Annotated in this window: 15 protein-coding genes and 1 pseudogene; 6 read left to right on the forward strand and 10 right to left on the reverse strand. The window is 59.5% G+C overall.

The window, feature by feature from the left end:
• Window positions 1–14 precede the first annotated feature (14 nt).
• Window positions 15–2534 carry a DNA ligase D gene (gene ligD / locus CLM72_RS13330; RefSeq protein WP_105226758.1) on the reverse strand — a complete coding sequence of 840 codons (2520 nt, stop codon included), beginning with the start codon at window positions 2532–2534 and terminating at the stop codon, window positions 15–17.
• A 24-nt stretch (window positions 2535–2558) separates the two neighbouring features.
• Window positions 2559–3398, reverse strand: a complete 840-nt coding sequence (locus CLM72_RS13335) for a Ku protein (RefSeq protein WP_034127353.1) — start codon at window positions 3396–3398, stop codon at window positions 2559–2561.
• Window positions 3399–3583: 185 nt separating this feature from the next.
• Between CLM72_RS13335 and CLM72_RS13340 the strand changes: the two genes are divergently transcribed.
• Window positions 3584–3892: a hypothetical protein gene (locus CLM72_RS13340; RefSeq protein ID WP_105226759.1), complete on the forward strand. Its 309-nt coding sequence runs from the start codon at window positions 3584–3586 to the stop codon at window positions 3890–3892.
• Between the two features lie 12 nt (window positions 3893–3904).
• Entirely contained in the window at window positions 3905–5062 is a 1158-nt protein-coding gene (locus tag CLM72_RS13345) for a PQQ-dependent sugar dehydrogenase (RefSeq protein ID WP_105226760.1), read from the forward strand.
• Between the two features lie 172 nt (window positions 5063–5234).
• On the opposite strand, the pseudogene CLM72_RS13350 reads toward CLM72_RS13345, so the two are convergent.
• The 3 genes and pseudogenes from CLM72_RS13350 to CLM72_RS13360 form a co-directional block, all read right to left on the reverse strand.
• Window positions 5235–5398 (reverse strand): annotated as a pseudogene (locus tag CLM72_RS13350) (DUF1348 family protein); the annotation flags it as partial.
• A gap of 192 nt (window positions 5399–5590) precedes the next feature.
• Window positions 5591–6070 carry a nuclear transport factor 2 family protein gene (locus CLM72_RS13355; RefSeq protein ID WP_060764364.1) on the reverse strand — a complete coding sequence of 160 codons (480 nt, stop codon included), beginning with the start codon at window positions 6068–6070 and terminating at the stop codon, window positions 5591–5593.
• 54 nt (window positions 6071–6124) lie between these two features.
• Window positions 6125–6688: a TetR/AcrR family transcriptional regulator gene (locus CLM72_RS13360; RefSeq protein WP_105226761.1), complete on the reverse strand. Its 564-nt coding sequence runs from the start codon at window positions 6686–6688 to the stop codon at window positions 6125–6127.
• 124 nt (window positions 6689–6812) lie between these two features.
• On the opposite strand from CLM72_RS13360, the gene pssA reads away from it, so the two are divergent.
• On the forward strand, window positions 6813–8156 hold the full coding sequence (gene pssA, locus CLM72_RS13365) for a CDP-diacylglycerol--serine O-phosphatidyltransferase (RefSeq protein WP_105226762.1): 1344 nt from the start codon (window positions 6813–6815) through the stop codon (window positions 8154–8156).
• 120 nt (window positions 8157–8276) lie between these two features.
• Window positions 8277–11708 (forward strand): hypothetical protein, encoded by a 3432-nt coding sequence (locus tag CLM72_RS13370; RefSeq protein ID WP_146120458.1) that lies wholly within the window; start codon window positions 8277–8279, stop codon window positions 11706–11708.
• Window positions 11709–11766: 58 nt separating this feature from the next.
• On the opposite strand, the gene efeO (CLM72_RS13375) is transcribed toward CLM72_RS13370, so the two are convergent.
• Genes efeO (CLM72_RS13375) through efeU form a run of 4 tightly spaced genes read right to left on the reverse strand, consistent with a single transcriptional unit; the run spans window position 11767 to window position 15985 of the window.
• On the reverse strand, window positions 11767–12582 hold the full coding sequence (gene efeO, locus CLM72_RS13375) for an iron uptake system protein EfeO (protein ID WP_105226764.1): 816 nt from the start codon (window positions 12580–12582) through the stop codon (window positions 11767–11769).
• 25 nt (window positions 12583–12607) lie between these two features.
• Entirely contained in the window at window positions 12608–13912 is a 1305-nt protein-coding gene (gene efeB, locus CLM72_RS13380; RefSeq protein WP_105229133.1) for an iron uptake transporter deferrochelatase/peroxidase subunit, read from the reverse strand.
• Window positions 13913–13926: 14 nt separating this feature from the next.
• Entirely contained in the window at window positions 13927–15129 is a 1203-nt protein-coding gene (gene efeO, locus CLM72_RS13385; RefSeq protein ID WP_105226765.1) for an iron uptake system protein EfeO, read from the reverse strand.
• A 10-nt stretch (window positions 15130–15139) separates the two neighbouring features.
• Window positions 15140–15985, reverse strand: a complete 846-nt coding sequence (gene efeU / locus CLM72_RS13390; RefSeq protein WP_105226766.1) for an iron uptake transporter permease EfeU — start codon at window positions 15983–15985, stop codon at window positions 15140–15142.
• Window positions 15986–16153: 168 nt separating this feature from the next.
• On the opposite strand from efeU, the gene CLM72_RS13395 reads away from it, so the two are divergent.
• Window positions 16154–17167, forward strand: a complete 1014-nt coding sequence (locus CLM72_RS13395) for an AraC family transcriptional regulator (RefSeq protein ID WP_054895923.1) — start codon at window positions 16154–16156, stop codon at window positions 17165–17167.
• 303 nt (window positions 17168–17470) lie between these two features.
• A complete protein-coding gene (locus tag CLM72_RS13400; protein ID WP_146120459.1) occupies window positions 17471–20872 on the forward strand; it encodes a hypothetical protein in 3402 nt (1133 codons plus the stop codon).
• A 174-nt stretch (window positions 20873–21046) separates the two neighbouring features.
• Here the strand turns inward: CLM72_RS13400 and CLM72_RS13405 are convergent, their stop codons facing one another.
• Window positions 21047–21775, reverse strand: a complete 729-nt coding sequence (locus tag CLM72_RS13405) for a hypothetical protein (protein WP_256595396.1) — start codon at window positions 21773–21775, stop codon at window positions 21047–21049.
• Between the last annotated feature and the right edge of the window lie 8 nt (window positions 21776–21783).

Here is a 21783-nt window from a genome sequence, read left to right on the forward strand (position 1 = left end):
GCTCAGGGCGCGGATCACCCAGGGGGTTGCGCGCCCAACTTGTCCCACATTTTTTTGCTGATCTTCTGCCGATTGGCATACCCCACCCACGGGTCGTCCTTCAAGGCCTGCAACCGTTGGTGCAGGTTCGCCACTGTCCACTGTTGGGCGCCGCGCAATCCTTTCAACTCCTCTCGACTCACCGGCACCGACACTGGCAAGCCCGGGCGTGCCCGCACTGAATACGCCGCCACGGTACTGGCGCCGCGGGCGTTACGCAGGTAATCGATAAAGATCTTGCCCACGCGGTTCTTGGGGCCACTGGTGGCGGTAAAGCGTTCGGGCAGTTGGCGGGTCATGAATTGGGCAATGGCTTTGGCGAATGCCTTGACGGTGTCCCAGTTATCGCGCCGGGCCAATGGCACGATCAAGTGCAGGCCCTTGCCGCCGCTGGTTTTGACGAAAGCCTGCAAGCCCAGCTCATCAAGTACCGACAGAGTCAGTTGGGCCGCTTCCAGCATGGCTTTCCAGGGCAAGGCCGGGTCCGGATCGAGATCGAGCACGAACAGGTCGGGCGTTTCAATCTTGTCTGCGGTAGCGCCCCAGGTGTGAAACTCGACCGTACCCATTTGCACCGCGCCGACCAGGGCTTCCACGCTGTCTATTTCCATCAGGCGCGCATGGCCTGGATCCAGCGCCGGGTCCAATTGCTTGATGTGGGGGATTGCCATGCGCTCTGAGTGTTTCTGGAAGAACTGCTCACCTTCGATCCCTTCCGGCGCGCGCAGCAGGGACACGGCACGTGCGCGCAGAAAGGGCAGGATCCATTCGCTGATATCGGTGTAGAACTGTGCCAATTGCTGTTTTTGCGTGCCGCTGTGCTTGTCGATAATGCGCTCGGGGTGAGTGATTTTCACGTTCTTCACCGTTGCCTGCGCTTTACCGGCTTTCGATGCCTGCGGTGCCTTGACCGACTTGGCCGCGCGCGGCTGTTCATGAATGATCTGCGAGGCTGGCTTGTCGGTGCGCAGGCTCACAAACGCGGCTTGGCGCACCACGCCTTCACGGGTCCATTCGGCAAATTGCACTTCGCCTACCAGGCTCGGCTCAACCCAATGCACGCCGCGGGCCTGGGCACTGGTCAATGGCTTTTGCAGTGGCGAGTCCTTGCGCTCGAGCGGCGTGAGCTTGGCATAGATAGTTTTCAGCGCCGACTGATCAAAGCCCGTGCCCACGCGCCCGGCATATACCAGGCCGGTGTCATCGTTGACCGCCAACAGCAGCGCCCCAAAGCCGCTGCGCGAACCTTGGGGTCGGGTGTAGCCGACAATCACGAACTCCTGGCGCAGGCGGCATTTGAGCTTGATCCAGTCGGCACTGCGCCGCGACACGTAGGGGCTGCCGGCGCGCTTGCCGATCACGCCTTCGAGCGCCAGGTCACAGGCGCTCTCGAAAATATCGCGCTGGCTGGCGGCAAAGGCTTCGGAGAAGCGCAGCAGTTTGCTTCGGCTGGCGGACAGTGCGGATTTAAGCGCAGCCCGACGCTCTTCGACCGGCTCTTCGCGCTGGTCGCGGCCATTTAAAAAGGGTGCATCGAACAGGTAATAGACGATGTCCAGGCTGCGGCCGATATCGAATGCGTTTTGCAGCGCCTGGAAATCCGGCAGCCCGTCGCCATTGAGGCTGACCACTTCGCCATCCAGCCAACTGTCTTTGAGCTTGAGGGCTTGCAAGGCTTTGCACTGACGCGGCAGGCGCTCGGTCCAGTCGTGGCCGTTGCGGGTGAACAGGCGCACTTCACCGTCGCGAATGCGCGCCATGATGCGGTAGCCGTCGAACTTGATTTCGTAGCGCCAATCACCTTCGGGGGCGCGGTCGACCAAGGTTGCCAGTTGGGGGGCAAACTCGTCAGGCAGGGCAGCGTTGCGCTTGGGCGCTTTGGCTTTTGGCGCGGCCTTGGGTTTGGCCTTGGCCTTGGCTTTTGGCTTGCCCACGACCGCGTCGCTGAGCACGCTGGCGGGCTCGGCCTCGACAATATCGAACTCAGAGGCCGGGCGCGCCTGCTGATCGTTTTCCTTGATCAACAGCCACTGCTCCTTGTCACCGCTGCCCTTGAGGCGGGTACGTACCAGCGCCCAGTCACCGGAGAGTTTCTCACCCACCAGGGTGAATTTGAGTTTACCCGCCGCGTAGGCTTTGCGCGGGTCATCGTGGGGTTGCCAGATGCCTCGGTCCCACACGATTACATCCCCCGCACCGTATTGGCCGGTGGGGATACTGCCCTCGAAACTGCCATAGCTCAGTGGGTGGTCTTCAACATGCACCGCCAGGCGTTTCTGGCTCGGGTCCAGGCTTGGGCCCTTGGGCACCGCCCAGCTCAACAGCACGCCATCCAGTTCCAGGCGAAAGTCGTAATGCAGGTTGCGCGCATCATGCTTTTGAATCACAAAGCTCAGGGCCGAAGCGTTACGTTTGCTGGCGGGTGAGCTGCCTGCGGGTTCGGCGGTGATCTTGAAATCGCGCTTGCGATTGTACTCGCTCAGGGGCTTTGCCATGTCGTTCTCCCGTCAACGGCAGGCTCAAGAGGCCTTGTTATTGGACTTTTTCGCGGCGCTCTTTTTCGCCGCAGGTTTACCCGCCAGGCTGCGTTTGAGCAGTTCGGTCAGGTCGATGACATCCGCGGATTTTCGCTCTTCGCCGCCTTCGGCCGTTTCCACATCTTCGATCTTGCCGGCCTTGGCCTTCTTCGCCACCAGCGCCCTGATCTTGTCCTGGAAGCTGTCACGGTACTCATCGGGCTGCCAATCGGCGCTCATGTCTTCGACCAGGCGCTTGGCCATGTCCAATTCACCTTTGGCCAGGGTCGGCTTTGTCACATCGCTGCCCAATTCCAACTCATCCAGGCTGCGCACTTCGGCGGGCCAGCGCAGCATGACCAGCACCAGCGCCGACTCCAGCGGCATCAACGCAGCCAGGTGTTGCTTGGTGTGCAGCACCACATTGGCCAGGGCGACCTTGCCGGTTTTTTTCAGCGCTTCGCGCAGCAGTGCATAGACCTTGCCGCCGCGTTTATCCGGGGCGAGAAAGTAGGGCGTGTCGATGTTTTGCAGGGGGATCTGGTCGCTGGCGACGAAGGCGATGATTTCGATGGTCTGGGTGGACTTGGGGTGGGCCGAGCGAATTTCGTCTTCGCTGAGCACCACATAGCGTCCTTTTTCAAAGGCCACGCCCTTGACGATATTGTCCTTGGTGACTTCCTTGCCGGTGGTTTTGTTGATGCGCTTATAGCCCACCGGGTCCATGCTGCGCTTGTCCAGCCAGTCGAAGTCGACGCCTTGTGAAGAGGTCGCCGAGACCAGCGATACCGGGATGTGAACCAAGCCGAAACTGATGGCGCCTTTCCAGATTGCCCGTGGCATAGGTGTGATTCCTCAACGAAGAGCCTGTGTGCTGGTGACTCGCAGAGCACGGCAAAAGTTTCGGCGGATAGATGCTCGGACAGATCGTGTTACACCTGATGAGAAACTATTTAGTGTCGCAACGCGAACCCACGGCGTAGCGTGTTATCGAAAGCACGTAGTACTTGGCATAGAGAGGTTTGGCCATGAACCGTTGTGTACGTCATCTTGCAGCATTGGCGCTGGGCCTGGCCCTTGCGCCATTGGCCCAGGCGCAAAACCTGCCAGGGCGTAGCGACTACGGCCCTATTCACCGGGCCAACCCCAATAGCATGCAGGGCACCCAGCCCAATGCACCGGCGGTTCGCAGTATCCAGCCTGTCCCGGCAAACCCGCGGCCGACGCTGGAAAACGGCGGCATCGGCAACCGCTACCCCAAGCAGGAGGCGGCCCCCAGCCGACCAGCCACCGCACCCAAAGCGCCCACCTATGATGCCAACGGCAATCGCCGCTAAGGATTTCGCCTTATGTTTGTACGTAAAACCCTGCTAGCCGCCCTGTGCGCCAGCGCTTTACTGCCGTTGAGCGCGGCGTATGCCGCCGATAGCCAACAGTTCCCCAGCGAGCAAGGCAGCATCACCGCCACGCCGGTTGCCAAGGGCCTTGACCATCCGTGGGCACTGGCGTTTTTGCCGGACCAGCAAGGTTTCCTGGTGACCGAACTGCCTGGAAACCTGCGTTTTGTGAGCCCGGACGGCAAACTGTCTGCGCCCTTGAAGGGCGTGCCGCAGGTATGGGCCAAAGGGCAGGGTGGGTTGCTGGATGTGGTGCTGTCGCCAGACTTCAAGCAAGACCGCCTGGTGTACCTGTCGTATGCCGAAGGCGGCGGCGAGGGTGGCAAGGCCGGCACAGCCGTCGGGCGTGGGCGTTTGGCGGCCGACTTGAGCGGCTTGGAGGAATTCAAAGTGATCCTGCGCCAGGAGCCCAAGCTGTCTACTGGCAACCACTTCGGCTCGCGCCTGGCCTTCGACCGTGATGGCTACCTGTTCGTGACCCTGGGGGAGAACAACGACCGCCCCACGGCCCAGGACCTGGACAAGCTGCAAGGTAAAGTGGTGCGCATCTACCCGGATGGGCGCGTGCCGGATGACAACCCCTTTGTCGGTCAACCCGGCGTGCGTCCGGAGATCTGGTCCTACGGGCAGCGTAACCCTCAGGGGCTGGCCCTGAACCCCTGGAGCGGCACGATCTGGGAACATGAACACGGGCCCCGTGGCGGCGACGAAGTCAATATCATCGAGCGTGGCAAGAACTACGGTTGGCCGTTGGCAACCCATGGCATCAACTATTCCCTGCTGCCGATTCCGGAAGCCAAGGGCAAAACGGCAGAGGGGACAGTGGCGCCCCATCATGTCTGGGAGAAATCGCCGGGCATCAGTGGCATGGCGTTCTACGACGCCGACCGATTCAAGGCATGGCAGCACAACCTGTTTATCGGCGCGCTGGCCAGCCAAGAGCTGATTCGGTTGCAGTTCGAGGGGGACAAGGTGATCCACGAAGAACGCTTGTTGGGCGAATTGAAAGCGCGAATTCGCGATGTGCGGCAGGGGCCGGATGGCTTTCTGTATGTGCTGACCGATGAGGATGACGGCGTGTTGTATCGGGTTGGGCTGAATCAGGACTAGAAATGTGGGGGCTGTTAGCAGACGTTGATCCAATTGATGCCCCGCGATCCAAGTGTGGGCGCTGGCTTGCCTGCGAAGGCGGTGTGTCAGGCGCTGAATCTGTTACTGCACGACCGCTTTCGCAGGCAAGCCAGCTCCCACATTGGATCTCATTCGGTCTGCAGAATCGGGGTTATAGCCCCAGTTCTGACAGGCCCGGATGCTCATCCGGGCTCTGCCCAGCGGCCAATGGAATTTGCGCTCGCTCTCTTTGATCGGCATATCGTTGATGCAGGCAAAGTGGTTGGCGATCAAGCCGTTCTCGTCGAATTCCCAGTTTTCGTTGCCGTAGGTCTGGCTGAATCAGGACTAAACGTGTGGGAGGGCGCTGACAGCAGACGCTGATCTAATTGATGCCCCGCGATCCAAGTGTGGGAGCTGGCTTGCCTGCGAAGGCGGTGTGTCAGGCGCTGAATCTGTTACTGCACGACCGCTTTCGCAGGCGAGCCAGCTCCCACATTGGATCTCATTCGGTCTGCAGAGTCGGGGTTATAGCCCCAGTTCTGACAGGCCCGGATGCTCATCCGGGCGCCGCCCCAGCGGCCAATGGAACTTGCGTTCGCTTTCCTTGATTGGCATATCGTTGATGCAGGCAAAGCGGTTGGCCATCAAGCCGTTCTCATCGAACTCCCAGTTCTCATTGCCGTACGAGCGAAACCAGTTACCCGAATCATCGTGCCATTCATAGGCGTAGCGCACGGCGATGCGGTTATCGGTGAAGGCCCACAACTCCTTGATCAGTCGATAATCCAGCTCCTTGGCCCATTTGCGGCTCAGGAACTGCTTGGCTTCTTCGCGGTTATGGGCAAATTCGGCGCGGTTACGCCAGTTCGTATCCAGGGTGTAGGCCAGAGACACGCGTTGTGGGTCGCGGGAGTTCCAGCCGTCTTCGGCCAGGCGGACTTTTTCGATGGCCGAATCGCGGGTAAACGGCGGCAGGGGTGGACGGACTTCTTCTTGGGCTGACATGGGCGGCTCCTCAAAGTAATTAAGGTTGGGTCGAAAGTTGCCTGGGCTGTGAGTTCAACGTTGCAGTAAGGTCCGCGCCATGCATTGCGCATTATCGGCAGCTGTTGAATCACCCATGACCAGGGCGACGGTAATGGCACCATCGATCAGGATCAGCAGTTGCGCGGCCTGCTGCTCCGGGTCGGGAGTGCCATGTGCTTGGCACAGTTCAAGTGCGTACTCGAACAGTTTGCGTTTATGGGCCTTGGCCAACAGGCGCACCGGGTCCTGGGCGTCGCCGGTTTCACCGCTGGTGTTGATAAAGGCGCAGCCGCGAAAGTCCGCCGAGCCGAACCAGCGCTTGAGCGCGCTGAACAGCTCCAGCAGGCGCTCGCCGCTGTCATCGCTGCGTTCCACTTCGCTGCGCAGCCACTGCATCCAGCGCTCGTCGCGGCGTTGAAGGGCAGCAATCACCAACTCATCCTTGTTGGCGAAGTAGCGGTAGATACTCTTTCTCGACACACCGGCGGTTTTCACCAGTAAGTCCATGCCGGTGGCAGCAATGCCGTGGCGATAGATCAATTTCTCGGTGACGTCGAGGATGATGTCGCGGGTTTCATTCTGAGTGATATCGTTCATGTTTCGCACAGTAGAACGATCGTTCTTCATGGTCAACTGGTTTTTTGAATTGCCCACTGCGAGACCTGAGCAGCCTCATGGTGTAAGCTTTGGGCCTCTTCGGATTCGACCCATTGCGAGCCCTATGCCGTCGTTCTTCAAACGCTCCCTGTTGCCCAAGCTGCGCGGTTTCCCGTTGTCCAACGAGGCCATTGAGGTGCTGCCCAGCACCGACGCCTACCGTCGCTGCTTGTTGGAGAAAATCGCCCAGGCCACGCGGCGTATCTACATCGTTGCCTTGTACTTGCAGCAGGATGAGGCGGGGCAGGAAATCTACGACGCGCTACATGCCGCCAAGGCCGCACGGCCCGAACTGGACATCGTGGTGATGGTTGATTGGCTGCGCGCCCAGCGCGGGTTGATCGGCGCGGGCAAGCAACCGGGCAACAGCGCCTGGTACCAGGCGATGACCCAGCGCCACGCCACCGAAGTACCGGTGTACGGCGTGCCGGTGCAAACCCGCGAGCTGTTTGGCGTGTTGCACCTCAAGGGTTTCGTGATCGATGACAGCGTGCTGTACAGCGGCGCCAGCCTGAACAATGTGTACCTGCACAAGTTCGATAAATACCGCTTCGACCGTTACCATCTGATCCATAGCCAACCCTTGGCCGATTCGATGCAGCACCTGGTGGAGCACGGCCTGGTGGCGTCCAAGGCCGTGCATCGCCTGGACCTGCCGAACCCGCCCACCACTCGCAGCCTGCGCAACGATATCGGCGACCTGCGCAGCCGTCTCAAGCATGCGGCCTACGACACTACGGCCGGGCAGTTGCCCAACGGCCATCTGTCGGTCAGCCCATTGCTGGGCGTCGGCAAGAACAACCCGTTGAGCCGGGTAATCCTCGAATTGATCGCCAGCGCCCAGCAGCGACTGACCATCTGCACGCCGTATTTCAACCTGCCATTGCCGGTGACCCGCGAGATCAACCGTGCCCTGGCACGCGGTGTGAAGATCGACATCGTGGTGGGCGACAAGACCGCCAACGACTTCTATATTCCGCCCACTGAACCCTTCAAGGTGATTGCGGCGTTGCCGTACCTGTACGAGATCAGCCTGCGACGCTTTGCCAAGCGGCACCAGCCGATGATCAACAGCGGCCAGTTGAACCTGCACTTATGGCGCGACGGCGATAACACCTACCATCTAAAGGGCATGTGGGTGGATGAGCGCTACACCTTGCTCACCGGCAACAACCTCAACCCTCGGGCGTTTCGCCTCGATTTGGAAAACGGCTTGCTGATCGACGATCCACAAGGGCAGTGGCTAGCGCCGCGGCGTACCGAGTTGGCCCAGATCTTCCAGCACGTAACCCGTATCGAGGGCTACCAACAGTTGCAAACGCTGGTGGATTATCCGCCCGCGGTGGGCAAGTTCCTGCGCCGGGTCAGTCGAGTGCGCATCGAGCGGTTGCTGTACCGTATTCTGTAGGACTGTTTTCACCGCCTTAGGAGTTTACCTACTCGCATAGCTTGCGTTGGTTGCTACGTTACTTCTCGACGGTTCTTAGGACGAGAACTCTGCCCTTGATTGGTTCAGAGGAAAACAGACATGTCGAGTATCAGCCCTAGTCGCGACACCCTTGCGTTTACGCCGCCGCTACATTCTGTGAGCCCGGCGGCAAACGCCTTCCCCGATCCCGTTGTTCGCAGCAAGCGCGAAGCAGCCTCAAATCCTGCTGTAGATAGTCCCCGACGATGGACGCTGCAACCTGTGCCCTTGGCGTCGAGCGAGGGTGATCAGCGCCTGCGTAACGAGCTGGCGACATCAGCCACGCGCCACGCGTGGGATTCTCTCGTCCAGATCCCCACCGACAGCACTTTCTACGCAGGCTTTGCCGCTTTGCGCAGTGCGTTCAATACTGATGAAGTCAAGGCGTGGATCAGGAGCAAAGGCATGGCCCTGGACACCGTGGTGGTAAAACCGGATTCGATCACAGGGCTGGTCTTAAGCGGTCGCGTGGGAACGCGAAAGACGTTCACTCTGAACGACGATTCTGGCTGGTGGCAGGTCGGGGCCCGATTGCGCGCCGCTGCCACGGCGCTGGATAGGGCGGGTAATGGGGTGGCTTATGTGCCGGAACAGTCCGACCGGTTTTCTCGCAATGCTGTCTTGCAGTGGCATGACATCACCCCGCCAAAGAATGCCGATGAGTTGGCGTTGGTGCGCGGACATCTGTTGGCGGAGGAATGGTCCGGTTGGTCAACCGAGACAAAAGGCCGGCTGCAGGGCAGCAGCCTTGCGGCAAGAAAAACCATCGACCGGCTGGACGAGCGTCAATACCTGGCAGGTTGCCTGGCTGATCTGGTTCGCAATCGACCCGACGACGAAGAGGTGTCGCTGGCCGATGCGCAGACGCCGATCGGCGCCACGTCGGTGCTTGCCACAGACGGTGCCGACAAGGCAGCCGTGCGTGATGTACTGATTTCTCACGGCTTCCTCGTACCCAAGACCGCGAAGGAAGTGCGCAATGTCATTCGCTGGTTGCAAGCTGCGGTGGCGCCTGCCCCCGCGCTGGGTAATTACGCGCAATTGCTTGCACGACCATGGGCACCGGGCATGTTGTCTGAAAATGACAAACGTTTGGTAGCTCAGTTCATGCGCGACGATGCCATCAGCCGCAGCGAACCGAGTCTATTGCGCGCCTTGGATTTTCAAGGCGTACTCGATGAGCACACCCCGCAGGAGGTGCGTGCCAACGCCGACAAGATACTGGAGCGGATCCTTGACCAACCGTCAGCCCTGAACTGGGGCAAGGCCGCTGCTCGCAGTCTGTATTTTCAGGGCACGTCCGGTACTTATGACTTATCGACCCTCGAAGCCAAGCAGTGGGAACTCACGGCGGCTCTGCTGCAGATCGACCCCGAGATGCCTCGGCGCCCTGGAAACGTTGCCGGTTATGACATCTATCAGCCCGCCAACAGTGGACGGACGATGGCGTCGGTACGCGCTGAAATCGAGACCCAACTGGCTCAGAACACCTTGCTCGATCCAAAGACGGTACCGCTGGCCGCGCATCTGTTGTTGGCCAGTAGCGCGCCCGAGTTTCTGGTCCGGGATATCCCTTCCACGATGCGGATAGGCTCGGTGGAATGGGCCGACTTTCGCCTGGGGGTCACGTTTGCCGAGCGTCAAGGTGGGCCTGGTTGCTCGCGGCGCATGAGCTATACCGAAATTATGGGGCTCAGCCGGCTGAGCACCAGTACGCCGGGCGAAGCGGCGGTATTGGATAATTATGGGATCGACGTGTTACTCGATTGGGGCTTGATGCGCGGGCTTTATGAAAAGCCAGTGGATGGCCGCTACACACAGCAGCACCATCTGCAGGCCATCACGGCTTTCAATGAGGAGTGCGAGCAACTCGTTTATGCGTTGGAGCAGTTCAACCTGCCGCTGCCTATACGAGAAGACTCGGCGATCAGGAACTTGCAGACAGTATTTCCGGGCCTGAGCGCGGAACAGTTGAAAGCTATGCGGGTATACATCGCAGACCCGGATGAACGCCGCAACATGAAGCTGTCCGAGCCGAGAACGCGTACGCTGATCGAGACGTACATGACCGGCGACCTTACAAGGGACCGGTGGATGCTGCTGGCGCCCGGGGAGCAGCCGCCACAACCAGCCCGGCGCACCTCTCCATTTGTCATACCGCGGCTGAGTGCATCCGACCAGGCAGCCGTTGATGCCAACGTGCAAGCGTTGAACGCCAGGATCGCCCATTTACCGGATGTGCAGGCCCAGTTGCCCGGTGAAGTCGATGCCTACCTGGACAAACTCAAGCAGGGTTTGAACATCGCCACAAGACGCATGATCGCCCAACTGCCGTTGGCTGATCGCCAAGCCTTGGAGTGGGGGGACGTGGACCTGTTTGCCTTGCGCGAGGCAACCGATAGCGTGCCGGAGATAGATGTAACACCGGAGCAGGTGGAGGAGCGCAGAGGGCGAAAGGGCACGCTGATACGCTGTAATTACAACGGGGTAATCAGCTACTTCGAGGTGTTCCCGGACAAGCTGTTGATCGTCAAGCGCGAAGACCTGCCGCGTGATTTGGCCCTCGGGGGGACCTTTCAAACGGTGCCGAAGACGTATGGGCCTTGGGCGGTGTCAGCGCTCCCCGTGCGGCTGGGCGCGGTGGAACCATTTGATTTTGCCGCTTACAGCTCCAATGCCTTGCCCAGGCCCGGTGTGACCTCGCCAGGTGTCATTATTGATAAGCTGGGCGAGACCCTGCACGCTACGCCGGTCTCTGTACAGGGCGAGGCATCCAACCAGGTGCCTAACAGTTTTTCGTCGCCCCGCACCCGGTCAATTGTCGATCGGATCATGCAGGGCAATTTTATCCATCATCGTGCCAGCGTGCTGAAGGTCGCGCATGGCATGTTGCCGCTGGAACAAAAGCGCGAAATATTGCGACGCAACGACAGTATTTTGTTGAGCATGATCCCGTTTGTCGGGGCCGTCATTGACCTGACCAAAGGCAACATCGTTGAAGGGATGCGCGGGCTGATCATCGACACCGCCGGGGCATTCGCAGGTGGGGCATTTGGAACCTTGAAACCGCTCGTCAAGTCCACAAAAGCTGTGGCTCCCTTCGGCGTCAAGGCGTTTCGCGTACTGGAAAAGGGGGTTGAGGTGGTCAGTGGCTTCTTGAACCCACTGGATGGCGCGGCAGATTTGATGGCCGCTGGAGGGAAAGGGCTCGTCGCGCTGCCTAAAGCGTTAGGCAGGGCATCGAACCCCTCAGTGCTTTTAAAGCTTGGCGTGGTGGAAGAAAAACTGCGCACTTGCCTGGGTGTATCAAACCAGTTGCAGGCGCCGCACAATGTCCAGGAGCAGGCGGTTCAGCCTGCTATTCATAACGGACACAATCATTCGATACCGGTGTACGCGGTACAGACCGATGGACGTTGGTACGCGACCCATCCGAAGACCGGGTTACCGACCGGCACGCCGCTGGACGGGTTTAAAGCACTGCCCGCATGACGACCTGAAATACTTCAGGCAGCGCCCTCGCCGTGTCACGTACGGGGGGCGCTTTCGATCAGTTGAGTCCCAACTTCCCACGCAGAGTGGACAAATCTTCCGCCAGTGTATTGACCGGGCCCACTAAAGCCCTACGGTCGTTTTCCTTGACTTTGTCGTAGGTCTCGAAGCCGCCATCCGAGGTCTTGTATTTGGCCAGGATCTTGTCCACGGCGGCGAAGTTTTTATCGACCTTGGCCAAAAATGCCTTGTCTTGGTGGTCGATCTGGCCACGGAACAGGTCGACGATTTTCTTTGCACCGTCGATGTTGCCTTGGAAGTCGTACAGGTCGGTATGGCTGTAGCGGTCTTCCTCACCGGAAATCTTGGTGGCGGCGACTTCCTCAAGCAGCGCTGCGGCGCCGCCGACGACTTTTTCCGGCGGGAAGGTCAGGCCGTCAACCCGGGTTTTCAGGTCCAGCACGTCCTTGTTGAGTTTATCGGCCAGGGCGGCGAGGCCCTGGGTGGTGTTCTCGGAGAACAGGCTGTACTCGATGCGGTGGAAACCGGTGAAGTCTTCGGCCTTCACGCCTTTCTCGTGATCGTCGACGCGTGAGTCGATGGACGCGTCGAGGTCGCTGAACAGCTCGGCGATCGGCTCGATGGACTCATAGTGCACGCGAGTCGGCGCGTAGAGCTTCTTGGCGGTGGCCAGGTCGCCTTTATTGATGGCGTCAGTAAACGCCTGGGTCTGGGTGACCAGCTCCGCGATTTCTTCGGTGACGTAGATTTTGTAATCCGACACCGGGCCCACCAGGTCCAACGGCGCAGTAGCGGCGAAGCTTGCCAGTGGCGAGAGGCTGAGTAACAACAACGCGATAGACGACTTCTTCATGGGAGACATTCCGCTGTGGGGTGTTTTAGGTCTTGGCAGGGGGGTGAGGGTGCGTTGCGGCGAGCAGCGTGCGTCCGATGAAATCCTTGGGCCCGGTGACCCCCGGCAAGGTAAAGAAATACCCGCCACCCACTGGCTTGAGGTACTCCTCCAGCGGTTCGCCGTTGAGCCGGGTTTGCACGCTGATAAAGCCTTTCTCCAGGTCAGCCTGGTAGCAGATGAACAACAAGCCCATGTCCAGTTGACCGTTTTTGTTGACGCCGTTGGAGTAGTTGAACGGCCGCCGCAGGATCAGGTTGGCCTGGGTCTGCGGGGTACGCGGGTTGGCCAGGCGGATGTGAGCATCAAGCTTGGTCAACTTGCCTTGCGGGTCCTTGCGGTAGTCCGGGACCTGGGTTTCGTGCTGGCCGTCCATGGGCGCGCCCGTGGGTTTGATACGGCCGATGATGCTTTCCTGTTCTTGCAGCGGGGTGCGATCCCAGCGCTCGACAAAGTTACGGATGATGCGCACGGCCTGGTAACTGCCATGGGCGGCCCAGGCCGGCTCGTCGCTGGTGGGCTGTACCCAGACGATCTGGTCCATGGCCTTGTCATCGTTGGAGTTGGGGTTGGCCGAGCCATCGCGAAAGCCCAGGAAGTTGCGCGCACTCTGTGCCGGTTCGCCGGGCTTGGCCGGTGCCTGGGGCGGCACGCTGCCTTCTTGCTTCCAGCGCACCAGCAGCAGGTCGGGCAGGTTTTTGACGATGTCGCGCAGCGCGTGGATGTTGGTGTCTGGGGTGTTGGAGCTGAACTGCAGGCTCAGGTCGCCGTGACACTGCGCCGGTTCCAGTGCATCGTTGGGAAAGCCGACCATGCGACTCAGGCGCTTGGGCTTGGCGGCGGCAAGGCCGAAGCGTTCGTCGAACAACGACTCACCGACCGATACTGTAATGGTCAGGTTATCCGGTGTGACCACAGGGCCAAGGATGCCGGAATCGGTGGGCGGCAATTTCGGGTCGACCTGGGGCACGGTGCCGCCGGTCATCAGGAATGCGATGCGCTCGTTGAGGGTGCGGAACAGACGTTCCAGGTCTTGGCGGTCGCTGGCCAGTACATCGAACGCCACGACCATGCCGCAGGCCGGGCGCGGGGTGACGATGCCGCTTTGGTGCTTGCCGAAAAACGCCTGGTGGTCCTGGGTCTTGTCACTGCGCGGTGCGGTGGTGACTTGCTCAGCCGCTGCCGCCATCGCCGGGCAGGTCAGGCTGCCGCCGGCAATCGCAGCGCCGGTGGCCGCCATGCCCAACAGGACGCGGCGACGTTGGAGGTCAAACTGTTCTGTATCACTCATGTATGCGGTCGTCTTCACTGCAGGCCGGAAAGGCCAAGGGCTGGGTCGATTCCATCGAGTGCAACGGCCAGTGCCTTGGCCTTGTCGCCGATCTGCTTGCGCTGATCAGCTGTAACCTTGTCGTAGCTGGGGTAGCGGTCATTCACCTTGAGCCCGTCGAGTTCGCTGTCGAAGGCGTTGAGCGCGCTGTCGATAGCGGGCAACAGGTCGGCGGCGGACTTGACCAGCAACGGACGCATCAGGTCGACCACCTTGCGCGCGACCTGCTGATTGGCGGCAAAGCCGTTCAAGTCGATGTGGCTGTAGCGTTCCTCTTCACCGCTCGCCGCCCGCACGTCCGCCAGGCTGTTGAGGTTGCGGACCACGATGCTCACCAGTTGCTCCGGGGGCAGGGACTGGGCCAGTAATTGCTGCTTGAGCGTGGTGACGTCGGTGACCAGGCGTTGGGTGACCGGCGCGAGGCCATCAAGGCTGTGTTGCTGGAACAGGCTGTATTCGAGGCGGTGGAAGCCGCTGAAGGCGGGGTCCTGCTCGCGCTTTTCAAAATAATCGGCGCGGGCATTGATCGCGTTATCCAATTCGGCCAGACGCTGAGACGCCGGCGCCAGGCGCTGATACGCCTCGCGCGCCGGTACATACAGCGCCTGGGCCTGGGCCAGGTCGCCGGCGGCGATGGCCTGTTGCAGGACCGTTACGGCCTTGACCAGCGCACCGCCTTGGCTGCTCAGGTACACGCGAAACTCCGACAACGGGCCGATAAAGGCCACCATCGGCGGCTTGGCCTTGGCCTGGGCGTCAGACTCTGCCGTGGGCGTGACATGCAAGGTGCCGCGAGGGTTGCTCAGCAGGCCACAGGTAATGGCGTAGTCGCCGGGCAGCAGGTTGGCGTTGATCACTTGGCTCAGGCCTGGGGCGATGTTTTCCCGCTCTTCGACCACCAGCACGCCGTCGAGGATTTCCCACTCCACCGCGCGGTCGGAGCGGTTGATGATGCGAAAGCTGGCATGCCCGGCTGGTACCGTCAGGGCGTTGGGTTCGCAGGCGTGGCCGTGGATGGTCACCGCGATTTCATTGTGGTTGGTCTGGCGCTTGCCGGCGGCCAATTGCGAGGCGTAGTAGAACAGGCCTCCGGCGGCGATCATCACCACCACCGAGCCGGCCACGCCCCAGCGCAGGGCGCGGGACGGCGGGGCCGATTGAGGGGTTGGGTTGGACAAGAGACGGTCCTTACTGGTTGGAAACGGAAGAAGTGTTGGCAACGGGCTGGGAGGTGGCCGAGGGCAGGAAGAACATCACCAGGGCCACCACCAGGTAAATCAGATAGGCGCCCAGGGTGCTCACGGTCGGCGCCTCCTGGTAACCGAACATACCGGCCAGTACCGAACCGAGCGGGCTGTCCATGGGCAACGCAGCGCTGAAGTCGAATAGCACGGTCTGCCAGTGATTCCACACGCCGGCTTCATGCAGGGCTTGCACCGAATTGGCGAGAATGCCGGCCGCGACCACCAGGATGAACAGGCCGGTCCAGCGGAAAAACGCACTGAGGTTCAGGCGCATGCTGCCGGAATAAATCAGCAAACCCACGACAATGGCCAGGGCCAGGCCAAGCAGGGCGCCCACCGGAGCGCCCGGACCTTCGCTTTGCTGGAACACGGCCAACAGGAAGAACACCGTCTCCAGCCCTTCGCGGGCCACGGCGAAAAACACCATGGCGATCAGGGCGAACACCTGGTGCCTGGAGCCGGCCAACGCATGGTCGAGGGATTCATGCAGCGAGTGTTTAATCGAGCGCGCCACTTTGCGCATCCAGAACACCATGGAACTGAGGATGCCCACGGCCACCAGCCCGACGACACCTTCAAACAATTCCTGCTGCTTTTGCGGGAATTCCGCGCTGACCAATTCCAGGCCGCCGCCCACTAGCAGCGCCAAGGCGGCCGCAAGGAATACGCCGATCCACACCGCAGGCATCCACTGGCCACGCCCGGTCTGTTGCAGGTAACTGGCGATAATGCCAACGATTAATGCCGCTTCAATGCCTTCGCGCAGCATGATTAAAAAAGGAACGAGCATCGGGCACCCGGGCACAACTAGTTAGGGAGCTAAGTTGTAACATAATGATACTCATTGCTAAACAAGAAATATTGACCTTTGCTGAACGTGGGCTGAACGGTGGTGGCGAAGCGCAACCGCCTTTATGATGCAGACCACCCAGACTGCAGCCGGACAGTTCAACGCCCCATGTCGGAAAAAGACACTATCTCCATCCACCTTGTGCGCGAAGCGCTGTTGCATAGTTGCGCGCCGGGAGCGGCCACCGTTGAGGCATTGAGCAAAGTCGGGATTGACCCGGCGTTGCTTGAGCAGCCCGACGCTCGCGTGGCGGCCACGGCCTATGCACGCCTGTGGCGCTTGCTGGCGCGGCGCAGGGACGATGAGTTTTTTGGCATGGACCCACGCACACTCAAGTCCGGTAGCCTGGCGTTCCTGTGTCGCGCCTCCATGGCGCAACCCAGCCTGGCGGCCGGCCTGGAAACCGGCTTGGGGTTTCTCTCGTTGATGCTGGAGCATCTGCCGGCCCAACTGGTTCGCCAACAGAGTCTGGCGGAGATTGTCCTGCTCGAACCTGATGAGCCAAAACGCGCTTTTACCTATTTCACTTATTGGATGATCGTCCACGGCGTCGCCTGCTGGCTGGCGGGGCGGCGCATCCCGATCCTCGCCATTGAACTGCGTTGCGCGCAGCCGGACTTCTGTGACGATTACCGGGTGATGTTTTCTGACAACCTGCGCTTTGACCGACCACGCACACGCATGATTTTTTCAGCCGATTGTCTCGACCTGCCGATCAAGCGCAGTCCGGAAGAACTCAAGCGCTTCCTTGCCCGTGCGCCGGCCAACATCCTGGTCAAATACCGCGATCCCGAAAGCCTCGCCACCCGCATCAAGCACGACCTGCGCCAGATGCCGCCCCATACCTGGCCTGAAACCGAGGGCCTTGCGGCCAGCTTGTGCATTTCCGCTTCCACACTGCGCCGCCGCCTGGCAGAGGAGGGGCAGACTTATCAGGGCCTCAAAGACGGTGTACGCAAGGAGCTGGCGATTGTGTGGCTGGCCGAACCGCAGATCAGTTTTGCCGAGATTGCGTCGCGGTTGGGGTTTGCCGATACCAGTTCGTTCTACAAGGCGTTCCGCAAGTGGTCCGGGTCCAATCCGGGGCACTTGCGCAGCCTGATTCTGCGCGACGCGAGTTGAATCGGCGGCAATTAGCGTAGCGAAAGGTCTGGCTTGCGCCTCGTCTTTTTCCTATGGAGCCAGCGCAGACCTTCTCTCAGTCTGGAAACCCTTATTGAACGCTGGGTCATGGACGTGTTATCAAAAGTTCCTGCAGCAATACCTCTTCTCTCTTCAGCGCGTTTCGGTCCCCCACCTTTTGTTACCCCCCCTGAGGTCTCGTCATCGTGGGTTGCCGGGTCGGATCCCGCGCAACACAGACTCACTCAAGCCGAGGCGGACGCGATTGACCGGCAAGCCTGGTTGACCGTGTTGGAGCGCAGTGTGCTCGATAAGGCTGACTATGCCTTCGTCGACCTGGCGAACCTGCGGTTTAACCTGGCACCCCGTCCTGGCGCCGTCGACAAAGACACCACCGCGCTGGCGTTTCTGCAACAACGTTTTCCAGGGCTGAGTGGTGAAAACCTGCCGCGAACGGCCGCGCAGGTGCGTAACCTGATCAATTGGCAGCGTCTTGGGCTACCATCGAGCCCTGCCTTGGGCAACTACACCTGGGCATCTGCGCAGGCACCCGAGCCAGGCCACCCAAGCCTGAGCCTTGACGAACGCCAACGCTTGGTCGAGGCGTTAAGAACCTATGTCGGCGACGGCATCCTCACCAGCATGAACGTGACCACGCAAAACATGGATGATCAGATCACTCGGCATCTGAGTAGCCATGCACCGCTCAATCGCTATCGGCAGAACACATTGCTGGCTGCGATTGGGCGTGATCCTGCCGGGTTTTCAAACGACCAGCGCAACCAACTGCTGCTGACTGCCCTGATGTTGAGCATCGACCCCGAGCTGGGGCAGCGTAGAAACCATATCGCAGGTTATGACCTGTACTCACCGGCTAACGCCGGGCGTACCCTGGCAGAAGTCAAGGGCGACTTGAAGGCGCATCTGGTGCGCAATGGGCGCGTGCGGCCCGAGGCGGTGGATGCCACTGTGCATATCATGCTGGCCAGTGTCGCTCCAGAGTTTGTGCTGCCAGACACGCCGGATACGTTGCGCATCGGCTCTCCTGCCTGGGTGGTACTCAGGAAAACTGTCGCGTTGCTGGAGGAGTCAGCAGAGGGCTCCAGCCGCACCCTCACCTATGATCAGGTGCTGGAGCGCGCCATCCTCCAGGCCCTGACGCCGGAGCAAGTGGTGTTGTTTCATGCCATCGAAACAGAACCGCTGCTTGATTGGGCAACGATGCACGGGGTCATTGCTCGGCGAGCGGACGATCAGTACACCGCCCAAGACCTGCAAGTCGCGGCGACAAAATACAACGACTATATCGAGAGCTCTCATCAGGCGCTTGTAACACTGAGCACCCCGATAAAAGACCGGCGAGCGCGAGCGCAGGCTGACCTCGAACGCGTGCTTCCGGGGCACGATCTGAACGAGCCGATGCATACCGTGGCGTACCGGTTTCCCCAGTTGCTGTCTAATATGGTGCCCGGGTTACCCTGGTTGCAGCGCAGTCTCGGCTTTAAGGAAAGCCTGGTTGACCTGCACATGAGCGGCAATCTCAAGTACGGTGAATTTGCCTCGACCAGGCTTGTGGATATGACTGGCGCCACGTTGTTCAAAGATGAATATGACCCCAGGCTGGCTTCCCTGCGGGTGCACTTCACGAGGTTGAAACATTCCGGGCAGTCCCTTGCCGAGGCTGTCAAGGGTGATACCGAGCGTTTTCAAAAGGCCGTCTCCACGGGCCTGAAAGACATTCTCAGCAAAATGCCCTACGCGGACCGGCAGGCACTGGCCACTCAGGAACTGACCTTTTATCGAGTCGAGGCCGAGTCCATTAATGGCGCAGGTACTTCCATAACAGATGCCGATGAGCAACTCCAGGCGGTGAGGGGGCGCTATGGCTTCCTGATCGGCGTCGGGCAGGGCAAAGATGCCAAGTGTTATGAGTTTTTTCCCATGAGCGGGACCTATGTCGAACGGCACGACTTCAAGGCGATGTTGGACAAAGGCGAGGCAATCGTCGCGCGGTTGTGGGTGACCCGTATGAAGTCCCACGTGGACGGTCCACGGGCGGGGGCATCCGAGGTACAGATCAGGGCATTGCGCGAAACACTGCCGGCGGCGACATCTTCACAAACGCTGGCACCGCTTGGTTTTTTTTCGGAGCGGGCCAATGCGATTGCTGACTACGTAGCCAAACGCAATCTGGTGCTGGATCCCGAACAACTCCTCACTACCGCAATGGGGCAAACGGCCTCGGAGCGTTTCGATGATCGGGTCAAACGGGTCAGTAAAACACTTGTAAATACATTGATTCCCTTCAAGGCTTGCTACGACGACATTGTCTCCGGGCACGTTAAAAAAGACCTGAGAGCGTTGACAGGGTGCGCCACCGACGTTGCGGTAGCCATTACTGTCGTCGCAGGAGGTGCAGCGGAGGGGGCTGCAGCGTTCGATAAGGCGCAAGCCGGCTTTTCCAGGCTGGCGGCGGCTACCCGGGCGGTGGGGACAGTCACCAACGGTTTGCTCAATCCATTCGCCGGCCTCTCTGAACCTCTGCTCAAAGTCGCCAAGTGGGTAGGAAGCCGCCTGTTTCGGCTTGGAGAGAAGTCCCAGAGCGTGGTGCGCGCCGCTTGGAAAGCGCAACTCGAAGAACAGCGGGTCGGGCGCGTTCGGCAAATGCGCCGCGACTCGCTAAAAAGCACAGAAAAGCCGCAGGAAGAGCACCCGGTGGCGACGCAACCGAACGAAGGCAAGGTCAAGCCAGGGCCGATAGCCACACGCGCAGAGGTCAAGGAGCTCATCGAGCGTTCGCAGCCGCTGATGGTGTCCAAGGTGGACGATGCACTTAAAGCGCTAGCAGACCCTGCGCTGACTGAAGACGTGGACTTTGTGCTCAAGAGCTTCCAGGGCATGACACCTGTTCAGGCGCGAAAACTGATGACATCTCGCCTTTCACGGCTCAAGACCAACGCTCAAGCGCTGACTACCAGAAATATAAGGTTCATGCGCTCCCGGGACCAACGATGGGTGGCGCAGGTCATCCCGGAAGATTTCAAGGTCGATAAGACGGGGAAATTCATGGAGGTCAACATCGATGGTGCCAAGCGCTATTACCAGCATTTCGGCTCCCACGAAGGCGCTATGAGCAACGCGTTGATTCATGAACTCGACCACCTGCCAGGCCCTGTGAGCCGAGGTACGCTTGATCTCGCCTACCTCACGCGGTTGAGAACAGATGAAGAAAATGCGGCAGGCTTGCTCAACCTGGCCAACGGGCATACCGACCCTGCAGTGTTGGTCCTGCCAGGTCAAGATGCACCAGATCTGGTGAGCAAGACAGGCATCAACATGTTTGGCTCCCGCGCCGGCAGTCTCAACGGGGAATCCACGATGACCAGTGTTGCCCTACTTTCTCAGCTCAAGACGGACCCCAACTTGTTCAAGCAGAACCGCGCGATAATTGAAGCCGCGCAGGCGGCTTTTGGGGAATTACCGATCACCGATCAGGTACCCATAAGAATCGCCAGCGAACGCGCTGCGATCGCCCCCGCGCCAGGGTTGATCTACGCGATGGACCAGGGCTCCAAGAAGCTGATCGGAGTTTATCGATTAATGCAGCAGCCTCCCGGTACCGTGCTTCCCGAGCGCCCGCCCACGCATCAGCCGGCACGTGACCAGGCGTTCAAGGCCTATGTGCAAGAGCACTTGGTATTTTAAAAAAGGTTCTTTTTAGAATGGGCGGCCAGGACGGCACCTGACTTGCGTGAAAGTGGCGTTACAGGCGGGATTAGGAAATAACTGACAGCGCCCTTCGCTTGAGTCGCTGACCCATAGATAAATAAGGTGTGCCAGAGGTTCTGGCACACTTCGATTTGGGTTTCTGAGTCGGGATCAGGCACGCTCTTCGACCGACAGATCATTTTTCGAGGAGTTCGAGAAGTACGCCAACGCATTAATTGCGCGATTAGCATCCACCATTCCTTTTATGTATTCAGGAATGCCTTGCGAACGGCCCACGCTAGGGTTGCTTTTAACAAAGTCAAGGTAGTCATCCAGCTTCTCGTTGAATAGAGCGATTGCGTTGAATTTTACCTGTGTGTTTGTTTGTTTTCCGTTGGCATCAAATGCACCATCTCCAAATGTGAATATGCCGAAAGCGCTTGCATCAATGATATTGCTTTCGTACAACCGCCTTCCGACCACCTTTAGCTCGTCAGTACTAATAGATGTCATGTCATAGCCCTTTAAAAACTGCTTCAGATCGGAAAGCTCCCTTTGCTGCCACATTCGCAGCTCATCAGCGGCTTTGGATTCTTCAGTAAAAGTAAATGTGTTAGTCGTTTTTCCTGGGTTTTTGATGATAAAAGCATCTGTCTGTTTAGAAAACGTACTGGGTATCATCACTCTCATATCCATGCTCGTCTCCTTATAGGATGAAAGGTTCTCCCTGCTATCGACCCCTTGCGACAGATATTTAACCTGTTTAAATATTTGGGAAACTTCTTTCAGATAAGTATTACATGTATGCCAAATTGCTTGATCCGCTAATGCCAGGCTAAAAAAAAGCCCCGCGACCGAATGGATCGCAGGGCTAAAAATTGGCTGGATGCGACCAACCAAAGGAGCTC

It is taken from the genome of Pseudomonas sp. MYb193 (assembly GCF_002966775.1).
Lineage (GTDB): Bacteria > Pseudomonadota > Gammaproteobacteria > Pseudomonadales > Pseudomonadaceae > Aquipseudomonas > Aquipseudomonas paracarnis.

What these genes read in the sequence shown, in the direction of transcription:
- efeU (WP_105226766.1), bottom strand. Translation starts at nt 15,985, where the DNA reads ATGCTCGTTCCTTTTTTAATCATGCTGCGCGAAGGCATTGAAGCGGCA.
- efeB (WP_105229133.1), bottom strand. Translation starts at nt 13,912, where the DNA reads ATGAGTGATACAGAACAGTTTGACCTCCAACGTCGCCGCGTCCTGTTG.
- ligD (WP_105226758.1), bottom strand. Translation starts at nt 2,534, where the DNA reads ATGGCAAAGCCCCTGAGCGAGTACAATCGCAAGCGCGATTTCAAGATC.
- efeO (WP_105226764.1), bottom strand. Translation starts at nt 12,582, where the DNA reads ATGAAGAAGTCGTCTATCGCGTTGTTGTTACTCAGCCTCTCGCCACTG.
- CLM72_RS13360 (WP_105226761.1), bottom strand. Translation starts at nt 6,688, where the DNA reads ATGAACGATATCACTCAGAATGAAACCCGCGACATCATCCTCGACGTC.
- CLM72_RS13395 (WP_054895923.1), top strand. Translation starts at nt 16,154, where the DNA reads ATGTCGGAAAAAGACACTATCTCCATCCACCTTGTGCGCGAAGCGCTG.
- CLM72_RS13345 (WP_105226760.1), top strand. Translation starts at nt 3,905, where the DNA reads ATGTTTGTACGTAAAACCCTGCTAGCCGCCCTGTGCGCCAGCGCTTTA.
- CLM72_RS13335 (WP_034127353.1), bottom strand. Translation starts at nt 3,398, where the DNA reads ATGCCACGGGCAATCTGGAAAGGCGCCATCAGTTTCGGCTTGGTTCAC.
- CLM72_RS13340 (WP_105226759.1), top strand. Translation starts at nt 3,584, where the DNA reads ATGAACCGTTGTGTACGTCATCTTGCAGCATTGGCGCTGGGCCTGGCC.
- pssA (WP_105226762.1), top strand. Translation starts at nt 6,813, where the DNA reads ATGCCGTCGTTCTTCAAACGCTCCCTGTTGCCCAAGCTGCGCGGTTTC.
- CLM72_RS13370 (WP_146120458.1), top strand. Translation starts at nt 8,277, where the DNA reads ATGTCGAGTATCAGCCCTAGTCGCGACACCCTTGCGTTTACGCCGCCG.
- CLM72_RS13355 (WP_060764364.1), bottom strand. Translation starts at nt 6,070, where the DNA reads ATGTCAGCCCAAGAAGAAGTCCGTCCACCCCTGCCGCCGTTTACCCGC.